Source organism: Micromonospora sp. NBC_00821 (assembly GCF_036347035.1).
GTDB lineage: Bacteria > Actinomycetota > Actinomycetes > Mycobacteriales > Micromonosporaceae > Micromonospora > Micromonospora hortensis.
In genome coordinates this window covers 2,883,042-2,896,385 of the sequence record NZ_CP108880.1, presented here as the reverse complement: position 1 = coordinate 2,896,385, position 13,344 = coordinate 2,883,042, and the positions used below count along the sequence as shown (strand labels likewise).

The window sequence follows — 13,344 nt, the reverse complement described above, 5'->3', positions numbered from 1 at the left end:
GTCCGGGTCCGTCGGAATCCAGCAAGCGGACAATTCCCTACCAACATGGTGGGACAATTGCCTATCGATGCCCATGGAGCTCTACGCTGTCCGCCATGGCCAGCCGCTCACGTCTCCTCGCGCTCACCTTCGCCGGCGCCGTCGTCGTAGCCACCGCCGGATGCGCGCCACAGGACGAGAAACCCACCCCCACTGTCACCGCCCCGCCGTCCTGCGCCAAGGACAGCCTGCCCACGCGTACGCCGGGCAAGCTGACCATCGCCACCGACCAGCCCGCGTACGAACCGTGGTTCGCCAAGGACAAGCCGGACAGCGGCGAGGGCTTCGAATCCGCCGTCGCGTACGCGGTGGCCGAGAAGCTCGGCTACGCCCGCGCCGACGTCACCTGGACCAGGGTCAAGTTCGACACCGCCATCGCGCCGGGGCCGAAGGGCTTCGACTTCGACATCAACCAGTTCTCCATCACCGACGAGCGCAAGCAGGCTGTCGACTTCTCCGCGCCGTACTACCTGGTGCGGCAGACAGTCATCGCGTTGAAGTCCTCGAAGATCGCCGGCCGGAAGTCGCTGGCCGACCTGCGGGACGCCCGGCTCGGCGCGCAGGTCGGCACCACCAGCTACCAGGCGATCACCGACGTGATCAAGCCGACCGCCAAGCCGCAGGTCTACAACAGCAACGACGATGCCAAGAAGGCCCTTCAGAACGGGCAGCTGGACGGTCTCGTGGTGGATCTTCCAACCGCCTTCTACATCACCGGCGCGGAGATCACCGACGCGACGATCGTCGGGCAGGTGCCGCAGGTCGGTACGCCCGAGGCGTTCGGGTTGCTGCTGGACAAGAACTCCCCACTGACCTCCTGCGTGAGCGGGGCGGTCGGTCAGCTCACCACGGCGGGCACGCTGAAGGAGCTGGAACAGAAGTGGCTCGCGCAGGTGGCGGGGGCGGCCGAGCTGCGGTGACGCTACTGGATCATGTGCCCTCGGAGGCGCAACTGCGCCGGTCGGCGTACCGGCGTCGGCAGACCGTCTACAGCGTGCTCGTCGCGGCGTCCTCGACGGCGGCGCTCGGCACGCTGCTGGTGATCGCGGTGACCGGGGCGCCGGGCTGGGACCGGGTCCGGCAGTCGTTCCTGGATCCGGAGATCGCCCGCGACGCGCTGCCGACGGTGCTGAGCGGGCTCTGGCTCAACATACGGCTGCTGGTCTGCTGTGCGGTCGGCGCGCTGCTGCTCGGGCTGGTGATCGCCGTGCTGCGGACGCTGCGCGGGCCGGTCTTCTTCCCGGTCCGCGCGCTGGCCGCCGGCTACACCTACACCTTCCGCGGCCTACCGCTGATCATCGTGCTGTACCTGCTCACCCTCGGCGTGCCCGGCCTGCGGTTGCAGGGCATGCCGCCGGTGCTGGTGCTGGGTGGGATCGCGTTGGTCCTCACCTACGGCGGCTACCTCGCCGAGGTGTTCCGGGCCGGCATCGAGTCGGTGCACTCCAGCCAACTCGCCGCGGCCCGCTCGTTGGGCCTGAGCCACCGGCAGACGATGCGGCACGTGGTCCTGCCGCAGGCCGTCCGGCGGGTGGCGCCACCCCTGCTCAACGACGTGGTGGCGTTGCAGAAGGACGTGGGGCTGGTCTCCCTCGCGGGGCCGATCGACGCGGTCCGTGCCGCGCAGATCGCCACCGCCCAAACCTTCAACTACACGCCGTACGTCGTGGCGGGGGTGCTCTTCGTGCTGCTCGCCATCCCGCTGATCGCGGTCACCGACTGGGTGACGCTGCGCGCGGCCCGCCGACAGTCGGGAGGCTGACCCATGGCGTTGCTGCGCTGTCGGGGTCTGCGCAAGGAGTACGGCGGGCACGCCGTGCTCGACCACCTCGATCTGACCGTCGCCGAGCATCAGGTGGTGGCACTGATCGGCGCGTCCGGGTCCGGCAAGTCGACACTGCTGCGCTGCGTCAACCTGCTGGACGAGTTGGACGACGGCACCATCGAGTTGGACGGGGAGGACATCTCCGATCCCCGGGTGGACCCGGACCAGGTCCGGCGGCGGATCGGCATGGTGTTCCAGGCGTACAACCTCTTTCCGCACCTGAGCGTGTTGGACAACATCACCCTCGCGCCGCGCCGCGTACACCGGCGGGGCCGGGCGGAGGCCGAGGCGCAGGCCCGGGAACTGCTCGACCGGGTGGGGCTCGGCGCCAAGGCGGACGCCTACCCGGACCGGCTCTCCGGCGGGCAGCAGCAGCGGGTGGCGATCGTCCGGGCGCTGGCCAACTCACCGCGACTGATGCTGCTCGACGAGGTCACCTCCGCGCTCGACCCGGAGCTGGTCGGCGAGGTGCTGGCGATGATCCGCGACCTGAAGGCCGACGGCATGACAATGGTGCTGGCCACCCACGAGATGGGCTTCGCCCGGGAGGTCGCCGACGAGGTGTGCTTCCTCGACGCCGGACGGGTCGTCGAGAGCGGCCCGCCCGAGCAGGTGCTCGGCGAGCCGACGCAGCCTCGTACCCGGCAGTTCCTGCGCCGGATCATCGAGGCCGGCCGTCTCTGAAGGCGGGCCTTCGGAGACGGCCGAGGCGTCAACCGCCGAAGCCGACCCGCTGGGCGTTGCCCGCAGCCACCGTCCGTACGGCCAGCGCCGCGTCGAGCGCCGCCACTGTGGCGGACCAGCCCTTGTCCTCCGCCGAGCCGGGCAGACCGGCGCGGTCGCGGGCCTGCTCGATGGTCTCCACCGTCAACACCCCGTGCGCCACCGGCTTGCCCTCGTCCAGCGCCACCCGGGTCAGCCCGTCGGTGACCGAACGGCACACGTAGTCGAAGTGGGCGGTGGACCCGCGGACCACCACGCCGAGGGCGACCACCACGTCGCAGCGGCGGGCGAGGGCCTGCGCGACCACCGGCAGCTCGACCGAGCCGGCGACCCGGGCGACCACGGAACGCGCGCCGCACGCCTCGGCGGCGGCCACCGCACGCTCCAGCATGTGGTCGGTCAGCTCGCCGTGCCACCGGGCGGCAACGACCCCGACGGTCAGGCCCGCTGCGTCGACCGCCTCGACTCCCGGCTCACCGAAACCCGCCATCGTCATGCTCCGATCTCGTCGTTGGCGACCGGGCGCCCCAGCGGCGCCTCGGACACCTCGTCCAACTCGTCCAGCAGGTGACCCATCCGGTCCCGCTTGGTGCGCAGGTAGCGCATGTTCTCCGGGTGCGCGCCGACCGGCAGCCCCTCACGGCCGGTGATGGTCAACCCGTACCCCTCCAGCCCGGCCCGCTTGGCCGGATTGTTGGTCAGCAACCGCATCGACCGCACGCCCAGGTCGTAGAGGATCTGCGCGCCGGTGCCGTAGTCGCGGGCATCGGCCGGCAGGCCCAGGTCGAGGTTGGCGTCGACGGTGTCGCGGCCCAGATCCTGCAACTGGTACGCCTGCAGCTTGTGCAGCAACCCGATGCCGCGCCCCTCGTGCCCACGCACGTAGAGCACCACGCCCCGGCCCTCCTGCCCGACCCGCGCCAGCGCGGCGTCCAGCTGCGGCCCACAGTCGCAGCGCAACGAGCCGAACACGTCCCCGGTCAGGCACTCGGAGTGCACCCGGACCAGCACGTCCTGGCCGTCACCGAGGTCACCCAGCACCATCGCGACATGCTCGGCCGGGTCGTGCTCGGCGCGGTAGCCGAGCGCCCGGAACACCCCGTGCTTCGTCGGCATCCGGGCGTCGGCGACCAGCTCGACCTGCTTCTCGGTACGCCGACGGTAGGCGATCAGGTCGGCGATGGTGACCAGCGTGAGGCCGTGCTCGGCGGAGAACTTCTCCAGGTCCGGCAGGCGCATCATGGTGCCGTCGTCGTTGACCAGCTCGCAGAGCACGCCGGCCGGGCGCAGCCCGGCCAGCCGGGTCAGGTCGATCCCCGCCTCGGTGTGTCCCGGTCGGCGCAGCACCCCACCCTCGCGAGCGCGCAGCGGCACCACGTGCCCGGGGCGGGCCAGGTCGGTCGGGTCGGTCGCCGCGTCGGCGAGCAGCCGGCTGGTGTGCGCGCGGTCGGCCGCCGAGATGCCGGTGCTGACCCCCTCGCGGGCGTCCACCGTCACCGTGTACGCGGTGCCGCGCCGGTCCTGGTTGGTGTGGTGCATCGGCGGCAGGTCGAGCCGGTCGGCTTCGCTCTCGGTCAGCGCCACGCAGACGTAGCCGGAGGTGTAGCGCACCATGAACGCCATCAGCTCCTGCGTGGCCAACTCGGCCGCGAAGATCAGGTCGCCCTCGTTCTCCCGGTCCGCGTCGTCGACCACGACGACCGGCCGGCCGGCCGCGATGTCCGCGATCGCCTGCTCAATGCTTCCGAAGCTGGTCATGCGACGGCCTCCCGGTAGATGGGCGTACGGACGGTGGCCGCGGCGCGCGAGGTGCGCCACCAGGCGGCGAAGCCCCAGACGCAGAGGGCGCCGTAGATCAGGTACATGACGGCCGACGGGTAGAACCCGCCGCGCAGCAGCAGCGGCACCCCGACCGCGTCCACGGCGATCCAGAGCAGCCAGAACTCCACCCAGCCGCGGGCCATGCCGTACGTGGCCAGCAGGCTGCCGGTGAGGATCCAGGCGTCGGGCAGCGGGCCCCACGAGCCCAGGGCCTTGAGCAGCGGGTACGCCGCGGCGGTGCCGATCACGGCGGCCACCAGCAGCATCAGTCGCTCCCGTCCGGTGGCCCAGCGCGGAACGACCGCAGCCTGCCCACCGTCGGCGCGACGGTTGCGCTGCCAGCGCCACCAGCCGTAGACGCTGACAGCGAAGAAGAACACCTGCCGGCCGGCCTGCCCGTACAGGTCGTGCTCCTGCGGGGTGGCGAACACCCCGCCGAGGAAGACGGTGAGGAGCAGCGCGTTACCGATCATGCCGACCGGCCACGCCCAGACCAGCCGGCGCAACCCGAGCAGCGCCGAGACCAGCCCGAACGCGTTGCCGACGATCTCCCTGGCCAGCACCGGCGAGCCGGCGACATGCACCTGCGCGTCCAGCAGCCAACTGAGCGGGCCCATCAGGCCACCCCACCCGGGTTCGCGGCCAGCCCGCTGGCGTCGGCGTCGGTGAGCCGGTCGCCGAGCAGCCGCTCGACGTACTTGGCCAGCACGTCGACCTCCAGGTTGACCGGGTCGCCGACGCCCTTCGCGCCGAGCGTGGTCAGCTTGAGCGTGGTGGGGATCAGCCCGACGGCGAACTCGTCCGCGCCGACGGCGGCGACAGTCAACGAGACACCGTCGATGGTGATCGAGCCCTTCTCGACCACGTACCGGGACAGGGCGGCGGGCAGCCGGAACCGGACGGTCTCCCACTGCTCGGCCGGCTCCCGGGAGATGAGTTCACCGACGCCGTCGACGTGCCCCTGCACCAGGTGCCCGCCGAGGCGGCTACCGAGCGCGGCGGCCCGCTCCAGGTTGACCGGGTCGCCGGGGCGCAGCGCGCCCAGCGCGGAGCGGCGCAGCGTCTCCCCCATCACGTCGGCGGTGAAGACACCGTCGGCCACCTCCACGACCGTCAGGCAGACACCGTTGACGGCGATCGAGTCGCCGTGCCGGGCGTCGGAGGTGACCAGTGGGCCGCGTACGCCCACCAGCGCCGAATCGCCTGCCGTCGGCTCCACCCGGACGATCTCGCCCAATTCCTCGATAATGCCGGTGAACATCTCAGCCCTCCCTTTTGCGGGGCAAAGCGGTGATCCGGAGATCCGGACCGATCTGCGTAACGTCGACGAACTCCAGATCGATGGCCTCGGCGATGGTGGTCACTCCCGCGTCGACCAGCGCGGTCGGGCCGGCGCCGAGCAGCCGCGGCGCGACGTACCCGACGATCTTGTCGACCAGGCCGGCGTTCAGGAACGCGCCGGCCAGCCGGGGGCCGCCCTCCAACAGCACCGCGCGGACCCCGCGCAGGTGCAGCGCCGCGAGCAGCGCCGACAGGTCGACCCGGCCGTCCGGGCCGGCGCCGACCTCGTCGGCGGTCGCGATCCACGTGCGTGCGGCGCCGTCGCGGACCTTGGCGTCAGCCGGGGTACGCCCCGAGCTGTCCACCACCACCCGCAGCGGCTGCCGGATGGCCAGGCTGCCGTCGCGCAGGTTGCGGGCGGTCAACCGGGGATCGTCGGCGAGCACGGTGCCCACCCCGGCGATGACCGCGTCGACAGTGCCGCGCAGCGCGTGCACGTCGATCCGGGCCGCCTCCGAGGTGATCCACATGCTGGTGCCGTCCGCCGCGGCGGAGCGCCCGTCGAGCGTGGCGGCGTACTTCCAGATCACGTACGGCCAGCCCCGGCGCATCGAGGTCAGCCACGCGACGTTGCCGGCCTCGGCCTCCTCGCCGCGTACCCCCAGATCCACCCGGACCCCGGCGGCGCGCAAGGTGGCGGCGCCCCCGGAAGCGACAGGGTTCGGGTCAGGTACGGCGATGACCACACGGCCCACCCCGGCCTGGACGAGCGCGGAACTACAGGGGCCGGTGCGGCCGGTGTGGTCACAGGGTTCCAGGGTGACGACAGCGGTGCCGCCCTTGGCCCGCCGCCCGGCCTGCGCCAGGGCGACGATCTCGGCGTGCGGCCCCCCGGCGTACGCGTGGAAGCCCTCGCCCACGACCTCGCCGTCCTCGTCGAGGAGCACGCACCCGACCACGGGGTTGGGGCTGGTGGTGCCGAGCCCGCGCGCTGCCAACTCGATCGCACGCCGCATCGCCTCATCAACGGAGACGCTGGCCATCGCGCTGCCCCTGCCCTCTCACTCGCCCGGTCCGCGCGCGGGCGGTCAGGGAGGCGGTGGCCATGGGGCCACTGGCAGGCGGTGGCGGATTCCGGGAACGGCACAGCCGCCCCCGGGGGGTCGGCACGGCACGCTGAAGCCAGCGGCCGGCTCGGACCCGTCCGTCCCGCGCGCTGTCTCCCATCCGGACTGTCTGGGCGCGGACGAACCGCCCCCAACCGTCGGCCCCGGATTTTCACCAGGTCCACCGGACGGCAGAGCCGTCCGGGTCGCGGGCTGACCACGGTTGGACCGTGGATCACCGCCGGTTCGGAATTTCACCGAGTCCCGCCAGCGCGTGGTGGGTACCCGGAAAGTCTTACACGCCGATCCGGCTCCGTCGCCACCTAGGCGAGCTACTTCACAGCGTTATCACGCTCAGGTGACGCCGCGACGCCGGTCCACCGCCACGTACGAGCCCGGTTGACTCTTGGCCACCGTCTTCATCTCCGAGGCCACCGCGATCGCTTCGAGCGGGTCGGTGAACCGCTTGCCGGCGTCGGAGAGGGACACCCCGATGGAGAGCGTGACCAGGGCCGCCCGCCGGATGTTGCCACGTCGATCCTTCAACTCGACGAAGCCGCGCTCCCGGTCGGTCTGGTCGTAGAGCGTGTCGGCGGCGTTCTCGAAGTCGACGACCGCCCGGGACGTCAGTGGGCGCACCTGGTCCGGGGCGCAGACGATGACGAAGTCGTCACCGCCGACGTGACCGAGGAAGGCCGGTGGCAGCCCCACGCCCACCACCGCCCGGTGCAGGCTGCGGGCCAGCGCGGAGATGAAGTCGTCGCCGCGCACGAAGCCGTACCGGTCGTTGACGCTCTTGAACCGGTCGATGTCGACGTAGCCGACGGCGTAGTCCACGCCGTTTCGGACCCGATCGCTGATCTCCCGACGAATCCGGCTGTTGCCGGGCAGCCCGGTCAGCGGGGAGACCTCCCGGAACTCCTTGTTGCGGCGCAGCGTGGACGAGACCCGGGCCACCAGCTCGGCGGTGTCGAACGGCTTGACCAGGTAGTCGTCCGCGCCGGCGCTGAGCCCGTGCACCTTGTCGACTGTCATTCCCTTGGCGGTCAGCATGATCACCGGAAGGGCGGACGTCATCGGGTCGGCGCGCAGCCGGCGGGTCAGCTCCAGCCCGTCGATCCGGGGCATCATGAGGTCGACCACCGCCAGGTCCGGCCGCTGGCGCTCGATGACCTCCAGGGCCTCCTGGCCGTCGCTGGCGTGGATCACCTCGAAGCCGTGCAGCCGCAGGTTGAACTCGACGAACCGAGCGATGTCCTCGTCGTCGTCCACGACGAGAATGATGTCCTTGCGGTCGGCCTCGGGCTCCACCTCAGGCCCCGGGCGCCGCGCGTTCCGCCAGGGCCCGCAGGTGCCGTACCGCCTCCGCCGGGTCGGCGGCCCCGTAGACGGCGGTGCCGGCCACGAACGCGTCGGCGCCGGCCGCGGCCGCCTGCTCGATGGTGTCGGCGGCGATCCCGCCGTCCACCTCGATGCGCAGCTCCAGGTGCCCGGCCGACGCGTGCCGCCGGGCCGTCCGCACCTTCTCCAGGAGCTGCGGAATGAACCGCTGCCCACCGAAGCCCGCCTTGATCGTCATGATCAGCAGGGTGTCGAAGCTGGGCAGCAGGTCCAGGTAGGGCTCGATCGGGGTGTCCCGGTCGATGGCCAGGCCCGCCTTCGCGCCGGCCGAACGCAGGTCCTTGGCGAGCGCCACCGGGTCGTCGGACGCCTCCGCGTGGAAGGTGACGTTGTACGCCCCGGCGTCGGCGTACCCGGGGGCCCACCGGCGCGGGTCCTCGATCATCAGGTGCACGTCGAAGGGCATCGCCGTGACGGCCCGCAGGCTCTGCACCACGGGCAGCCCAATGGTCAGGTTCGGCACGAAGTGGTTGTCCATCACGTCGACGTGCAACCAGTCCGCGGCGTCCTCGACGGCGCGGACTTCTTCGGCGAGGCGGGCGAAATCGGCGGCCAGGATGCTCGGCGCGACGATCGGCGGCGGTACGGTCACGGGGCCAGTGTACGAACGTGGCCACCCGCCACCCGCATCGCGCCACCTTTGGGGACGCGCTGTGACCCAGCAGTGACCATTGGTGCAGAATTGGACGCTCCGGACCCCCGAATCCGGACGAACAGACATCAGCCACTGGCCGATCGACGGAAACGCGACGACACTCCAACCGGGACGGTGCCGTAGGCTGCACGCCCGCCGGGGTCTCGCCGCGGGGCGCGGCGACCGGCCGCCAGCTCCCGGGAGGGCGGACGATGCGACGGTGGCTTCCAGCGCTGGTGCTGGCCAGCGTCACGACGATGCTGCTGGCCGGCTGCGCGCCGGCGCGAGGCGCGGACGGTGATCTCACCGACGACTGGCCGACCCTGCGGGTTCCGAAGCCGTTCACCCCCGCCACCGACACCTGCCTGCCGCGGATCGCCACTGTCGTGCAGGCCAGCACGTACGAGACGGTGGACTGCGCGCGCAACCACCTGGCCGAGAGCATCCACGTCGGCACCTTCGTCGGGCCCGACGCGCTGACCGAGGCCCGACCGGAACCCGGATCGTCGGCGCTGCGCACGGCTCGCGCCGAGTGCGACCAGCGGGCCCGGGAGGTGCTCGGCGGCGACTGGCACACGGCCCGACTCGCGCTGTCCCTCGCGTTGCCGTCCGCGCCCGCCTGGGCCGGCGGCGCCCGCTGGTTCCGCTGCGACCTCAGCGAGACCGGCAGCATCGACAACACCCGCCCGGTGAACCGCACCGGCAGCCTGCGCGGCGCGTTGATCGGCGACACGCCCCTGACGCACCGCTGCTTCGACCCCAAACTGATCGGCGACAACCTCAACTACATGGCGCCGGTGCTCTGCACCGAGCCGCACCGCGCCGAGTTCGTGGGCGTCTACGAGGAGCGGGACATGAGCTGGGCGGAGTTCGCCAGGTCCGCCGAGCAGGCGCACCGACGCTGCATGGCGCTGATCGCCGCGTACGCGGCGGTGCCCAACAACAGCGAACTGCCGTACCGGGCCGGGTCCATCTACTACCCGCCGTCGCAACGGGAGTGGGAGGAGGGCGACCGTGGAGTGCGCTGTTTCCTGTGGAGCGACGACCGCAAACTCACCCGCTCGATGCGCGGCGCCGGTCCTGAGGGACTGCCCGCGATCTGAGCATCGTTGCCGTATGCTGCTGCGCCGTGGCGCTATCGACCGGCTGGGTCCGGTCGGGGGCCGGCAGCGGCGGGAGGTCGGGATGCGACGGTGGTTGGCGGCGTTCGCCGGGGGTGGGGCGCTGGCCCTGGCGCTGGCCGGGTGCGGCGCGCCCGCCGGAGTCGACAGTGACCTCATCGACGACTGGCCGGCGCCCGTCGCGGCGCAGCAGTTCGTCCCCGCTGCCGACGTCTGCCACCAGAGCTCCCAGCAGGTCGGCTTCCTGACCGGCTACAACCCGACGGCGTGCACGGAGGCGCACCGGGTGGAGACCATGCACGTCGGCACCCTCACCGGCCCGGGTGCCGAGGGTGGCACGCCCCCGCAGCCCGGCTCGCCCGGCATGCGAGCCGCGCAGACCGGGTGCGACACGGCGGTCAACAAGGCGGTGGGAGCCGACTGGCGTTCCGGGCGGCTCGGCCTGACCGTCGTGCTGCCGTCGCCGCAGGCCTGGTCGGGCGGGGCCCGCTGGTACCGCTGCGACGTCACCGAGATCGCCAGCATCGACGACACCGCCGTCGACCTGCGCACCGGCAGCCTCAAGGGCGCGCTGTCCGGAGCGGCCCCGCTGGCGTACCGCTGCTTCAACCCGAAGCTGGTCAAGGACGACATCGACGAGATGGCCCCGGTCTCCTGCACCGCCAAGCACCACGCCGAGTTCGTCGGCGTCTGGCAGGCGCCGAACACCAGCTACGCCGAGTTCACCCGCAGCACCAAGCGGACCCACCGGGCCTGCCAGACGATGATCGCCAAGTACGCCAAGGTCCCGGACAACTCCCAGCTCGACTTCCGCGCCGGCACGATCTACTACCAGCCGTACGAGGAGGAGTGGCGCAACGGGAACCGGGGCGTGCAGTGCTTCCTCTGGATCTCCGACCGGAACCTGACCCGCTCGATGAAGAACGCCGGCACCAAGGGCCTCCCGGTCACCTAGGGCGTGTCGGTCGAGCCCAGCGTGGTGCACCGCGTCCGGCCGGTCAGCTGACCGGCCGGACGCGTGGAGCGGATCAGCCTCGGCGCAGGACGGCGAGGAACATCGCGTCGGTGCCGTGGCGGTGTGGCCAGAGCTGCACGGTCGGCCCGTCACCGAGACCGGGCATGCCGGCCGGCAGCAGCGGGCGGGCGTCCACGAAGTCCACAGCGACCCCGCTACGGCGGGCCGCCTCGGTCACCGTCACGTGCGTCTCGACGGTGTGCGGCGAACAGGTGACATAGGCGACCAGGCCACCCGGGCGGACCGCCCGCAGCGCCGCGCCGAGCAGTTCCCGTTGCAGCCGGGTCAGCGGCGGCAGGTCCGACGGTTGGCGACGCCAGCGCGACTCCGGCCGACGACGCAGCGACCCCAGCCCGGTGCACGGTGCGTCGACCAGCACCCGGTCGAAGTGCTGCTCCGGCAGTTTCGGGTCGCCGCCGACCTCACGGCCGTCCATCGTCAACACCGCCACCGGCAGGTCCCGGGTCGCCAGGGAGACCAGCCGGGCGCGGTGCTCGGCCACCTCCACCGCTGTCACCCGGGCACCCCGCTGCGCGGCCAGCGCGCCGAGCAGCCCGGCCTTGCCACCCGGGCCGGCGCACAGGTCCAGCCAGCGTCCGTCCGGGCCGTCCAGCGGTGCGTCGGCGAGCGCGGTGGCCACCAGTTGGGAGCCCTCGTCCTGGACGTGGGCCCGGCCGTCGACCACCGCCGGGATGTCGCCCGGCGACCCGCCGGGCAGATAGACGGCGTACGGCGAGAAGGCACCGGGCGCACCGCCGACCTGGTCGGCCAGCTCGACCGGGTCGATCAGGCCGGGCCGGGCACACAGGTGCACCGGAGGGCGCTCATTGTCCTCGATCAGGAGGCGCTCCGTCTCGCCCAGATCGCCGCCGAGCGCCTCGGAGAAGGCCCGCACGATCCACTGCGGGTGGCTGTACGCCAACGAGAGGTGCCCGACCGGGTCGGTCTCCATCGGTGGGGCGAGCTTCGCCACCCAGGCGTCCGCGTCACGGGTGGACACCTCGCGCAGCACCGCGTTGGCGAAACCGGTAGCGCCCGGTGCGACCGAACGGACCAGGTCCACAGTCGACGAGACCGCGGCGTGCGGCGGCACCCGGGTGTGCAGGAGTTGGTACGCCCCGAGCCGCAGCGCGTCGCGTACCGGCGGGTCGATCCGGGCCACGTCCCGGCCGGCCGCGTCGGTCAGGATCGCGTCCAACGTGCCCAGGTGGCGCAGGGTGCCGTAGGTCAGCTCGGTGGCGAAGGCCGCATCCCGACCGAACAGCCCCTCTTCCCGCAGGATGATGGGCAACACCAGGTTGGCGAACGCGTCGTCCCGATGCACCGCCGCCACCGCCTCGTACGCGGCGCGACGCGGTCGGTCCAGCGGTGGTCGGACCGGGCGGCGATCCCCGCCACGGCCGGTCGACGGGCCGGAGCGCGTCGGTCGGGTTCCCTCCGGTGCCGTCACGCGAAGTCCTCTCCAGTGCCGACCCGGACGCCGCGCGCCCAGTCGGTCGCGTCCATCGCCCGTTTGCCCGCGGCGCGGACCTCGCCGAGACGTACCGGCACTGTCGCCGTGCCGGCCAGCACCCGGGACTTCTCCACCAGCAACTCCCCCGGCTTCAGCTCGGGGCCGTCGGGCACCGGGACGACCGGGCCGAGCTTCACCCGCTCGTCGCGGAACGTGGTCCAGCCACCCGGCGCGGGCGTGCAGGCCCGGATCCGCCGGTCCACGGCGAAGGCCGGGTCGCTCCAGCGCACCCGCGCGTCGTCCACTGTCAGCTTCGGCGCCAGCGACACCCCGTCGGCCGGCTGCGGCTCGGCGCGGGCGGTGCCGTCGGCGATCGCGTCGAGCACCGCCACCAGCAGCCCGGCACCGGAGTCGGCGAGCCGACCCAGCAGGTCACCGGAGGTGTCGGTGGCGCGGATCTCGTCGGTCAGCGTGCCGTAGACCGGGCCGGTGTCCAGGCCCTCCTCCAGCTGGAAGACGCTGGCCCCGGTCAGCTCGTCGCCGTGCAGCACGGCGTGCTGCACGGGTGCGGCGCCGCGCCACGCGGGCAGCAGGGAGAAGTGCAGGTTGATCCAGCCGTGCTGGGGGATCTCCAGGGCCGCCGGCGGCACCAGCGCGCCGTAGGCGACCACCGGAACGCAGGCCGGCTCCAGCTCGCGCAGCCGGTCGAGGAACTCCGGCTCGCGGGGGCGGGCAGGCGTGAGCACCTCGACGCCGTGCTCGTCGGCCCACGCGCCGACCGGCGAGCGGGACAGGCCCCGCCCACGCCCGGCGGGCGCGTCGGGCCGGGTGACCACTGCCACCAGCTCGTGTCGGGAGGCGGCGACGGCGGCCAGGGCGGGAACGGCGACGGCCGGCGTACCGGCGAAGATCACGCGCATCCGGG

At 72.4% G+C, this 13,344-nt stretch carries 14 protein-coding genes and 1 riboswitch; of the genes, 5 read left to right on the top strand and 9 right to left on the bottom strand.

Features of this window, described 5'->3' with window-relative positions:
• The first annotated feature begins 95 nt into the window (after positions 1-95).
• From OHB44_RS13150 to OHB44_RS13140, 3 genes are read left to right on the top strand one after another with little or no spacing between them, the layout of a single operon-like run.
• Positions 96-959, top strand: a complete 864-nt coding sequence (locus OHB44_RS13150) for an ABC transporter substrate-binding protein (RefSeq protein ID WP_238686769.1) — start codon at positions 96-98, stop codon at positions 957-959.
• Positions 956-1,801, top strand: coding sequence for an amino acid ABC transporter permease (locus OHB44_RS13145; RefSeq protein WP_266302985.1), 846 nt, complete (start codon positions 956-958; stop codon positions 1,799-1,801). Before OHB44_RS13150 ends, OHB44_RS13145 begins: the two co-directional genes overlap by 4 nt.
• A gap of 3 nt (positions 1,802-1,804) precedes the next feature.
• Positions 1,805-2,548 carry an amino acid ABC transporter ATP-binding protein gene (locus OHB44_RS13140; protein ID WP_274531639.1) on the top strand — a complete coding sequence of 248 codons (744 nt, stop codon included), beginning with the start codon at positions 1,805-1,807 and terminating at the stop codon, positions 2,546-2,548.
• 28 nt (positions 2,549-2,576) lie between these two features.
• On the opposite strand, the gene ribH is transcribed toward OHB44_RS13140, so the two are convergent.
• From ribH to rpe, 7 genes are all read right to left on the bottom strand, one after another.
• Positions 2,577-3,077, bottom strand: a complete 501-nt coding sequence (gene ribH, locus OHB44_RS13135; RefSeq protein ID WP_210785464.1) for a 6,7-dimethyl-8-ribityllumazine synthase — start codon at positions 3,075-3,077, stop codon at positions 2,577-2,579.
• A 2-nt stretch (positions 3,078-3,079) separates the two neighbouring features.
• Complete coding sequence (locus OHB44_RS13130) at positions 3,080-4,345, bottom strand: bifunctional 3,4-dihydroxy-2-butanone-4-phosphate synthase/GTP cyclohydrolase II (protein ID WP_238686771.1); 1,266 nt, start codon at positions 4,343-4,345, stop codon at positions 3,080-3,082.
• Complete coding sequence (pnuC, locus tag OHB44_RS13125) at positions 4,342-5,025, bottom strand: nicotinamide riboside transporter PnuC (protein WP_238686772.1); 684 nt, start codon at positions 5,023-5,025, stop codon at positions 4,342-4,344. The genes OHB44_RS13130 and pnuC overlap by 4 nt, the downstream gene beginning before the upstream one ends.
• Entirely contained in the window at positions 5,025-5,669 is a 645-nt protein-coding gene (locus tag OHB44_RS13120; RefSeq protein WP_238686773.1) for a riboflavin synthase, read from the bottom strand. Before OHB44_RS13120 ends, pnuC begins: the two co-directional genes overlap by 1 nt.
• A 1-nt stretch (position 5,670) precedes the next feature.
• Positions 5,671-6,732, bottom strand: a complete 1,062-nt coding sequence (gene ribD / locus OHB44_RS13115) for a bifunctional diaminohydroxyphosphoribosylaminopyrimidine deaminase/5-amino-6-(5-phosphoribosylamino)uracil reductase RibD (RefSeq protein WP_238686774.1) — start codon at positions 6,730-6,732, stop codon at positions 5,671-5,673.
• 168 nt (positions 6,733-6,900) lie between these two features.
• A riboswitch (FMN riboswitch) is annotated at positions 6,901-7,071 on the bottom strand.
• Positions 7,072-7,149: 78 nt separating this feature from the next.
• The gene (locus tag OHB44_RS13110) at positions 7,150-8,106 is read right to left on the bottom strand and encodes a response regulator (protein WP_238686775.1); all 957 of its coding nucleotides are present in this window, start codon (positions 8,104-8,106) and stop codon (positions 7,150-7,152) included.
• Between the two features lies 1 nt (position 8,107).
• On the bottom strand, positions 8,108-8,788 hold the full coding sequence (rpe, locus tag OHB44_RS13105; RefSeq protein WP_238671589.1) for a ribulose-phosphate 3-epimerase: 681 nt from the start codon (positions 8,786-8,788) through the stop codon (positions 8,108-8,110).
• A gap of 254 nt (positions 8,789-9,042) precedes the next feature.
• Between rpe and OHB44_RS13100 the strand changes: the two genes are divergently transcribed.
• Positions 9,043-9,933: a septum formation family protein gene (locus OHB44_RS13100; protein ID WP_238686776.1), complete on the top strand. Its 891-nt coding sequence runs from the start codon at positions 9,043-9,045 to the stop codon at positions 9,931-9,933.
• A gap of 82 nt (positions 9,934-10,015) precedes the next feature.
• Entirely contained in the window at positions 10,016-10,906 is an 891-nt protein-coding gene (locus OHB44_RS13095) for a septum formation family protein (RefSeq protein ID WP_238686784.1), read from the top strand.
• 73 nt (positions 10,907-10,979) lie between these two features.
• Here OHB44_RS13095 and OHB44_RS13090 read toward each other — a convergent pair whose 3' ends face one another.
• Together OHB44_RS13090 and fmt are read right to left on the bottom strand one after the other, a co-directional pair.
• Complete coding sequence (locus tag OHB44_RS13090) at positions 10,980-12,458, bottom strand: RsmB/NOP family class I SAM-dependent RNA methyltransferase (RefSeq protein WP_442932695.1); 1,479 nt, start codon at positions 12,456-12,458, stop codon at positions 10,980-10,982.
• Positions 12,413-13,339, bottom strand: a complete 927-nt coding sequence (gene fmt / locus OHB44_RS13085; RefSeq protein WP_238686778.1) for a methionyl-tRNA formyltransferase — start codon at positions 13,337-13,339, stop codon at positions 12,413-12,415. Before fmt ends, OHB44_RS13090 begins: the two co-directional genes overlap by 46 nt.
• Positions 13,340-13,344 lie beyond the last annotated feature (5 nt).

Excerpts from the sequence above, each read along its gene's own strand:
- OHB44_RS13140 (WP_274531639.1), top strand. The coding sequence starts at position 1,805 with ATGGCGTTGCTGCGCTGTCGGGGTCTGCGCAAGGAGTACGGCGGGCAC.
- pnuC (WP_238686772.1), bottom strand. The coding sequence starts at position 5,025 with ATGGGCCCGCTCAGTTGGCTGCTGGACGCGCAGGTGCATGTCGCCGGC.
- OHB44_RS13150 (WP_238686769.1), top strand. The coding sequence starts at position 96 with ATGGCCAGCCGCTCACGTCTCCTCGCGCTCACCTTCGCCGGCGCCGTC.
- OHB44_RS13130 (WP_238686771.1), bottom strand. The coding sequence starts at position 4,345 with ATGACCAGCTTCGGAAGCATTGAGCAGGCGATCGCGGACATCGCGGCC.
- OHB44_RS13095 (WP_238686784.1), top strand. The coding sequence starts at position 10,016 with ATGCGACGGTGGTTGGCGGCGTTCGCCGGGGGTGGGGCGCTGGCCCTG.
- ribD (WP_238686774.1), bottom strand. The coding sequence starts at position 6,732 with ATGGCCAGCGTCTCCGTTGATGAGGCGATGCGGCGTGCGATCGAGTTG.
- OHB44_RS13120 (WP_238686773.1), bottom strand. The coding sequence starts at position 5,669 with ATGTTCACCGGCATTATCGAGGAATTGGGCGAGATCGTCCGGGTGGAG.
- fmt (WP_238686778.1), bottom strand. The coding sequence starts at position 13,339 with ATGCGCGTGATCTTCGCCGGTACGCCGGCCGTCGCCGTTCCCGCCCTG.
- ribH (WP_210785464.1), bottom strand. The coding sequence starts at position 3,077 with ATGGCGGGTTTCGGTGAGCCGGGAGTCGAGGCGGTCGACGCAGCGGGC.
- OHB44_RS13100 (WP_238686776.1), top strand. The coding sequence starts at position 9,043 with ATGCGACGGTGGCTTCCAGCGCTGGTGCTGGCCAGCGTCACGACGATG.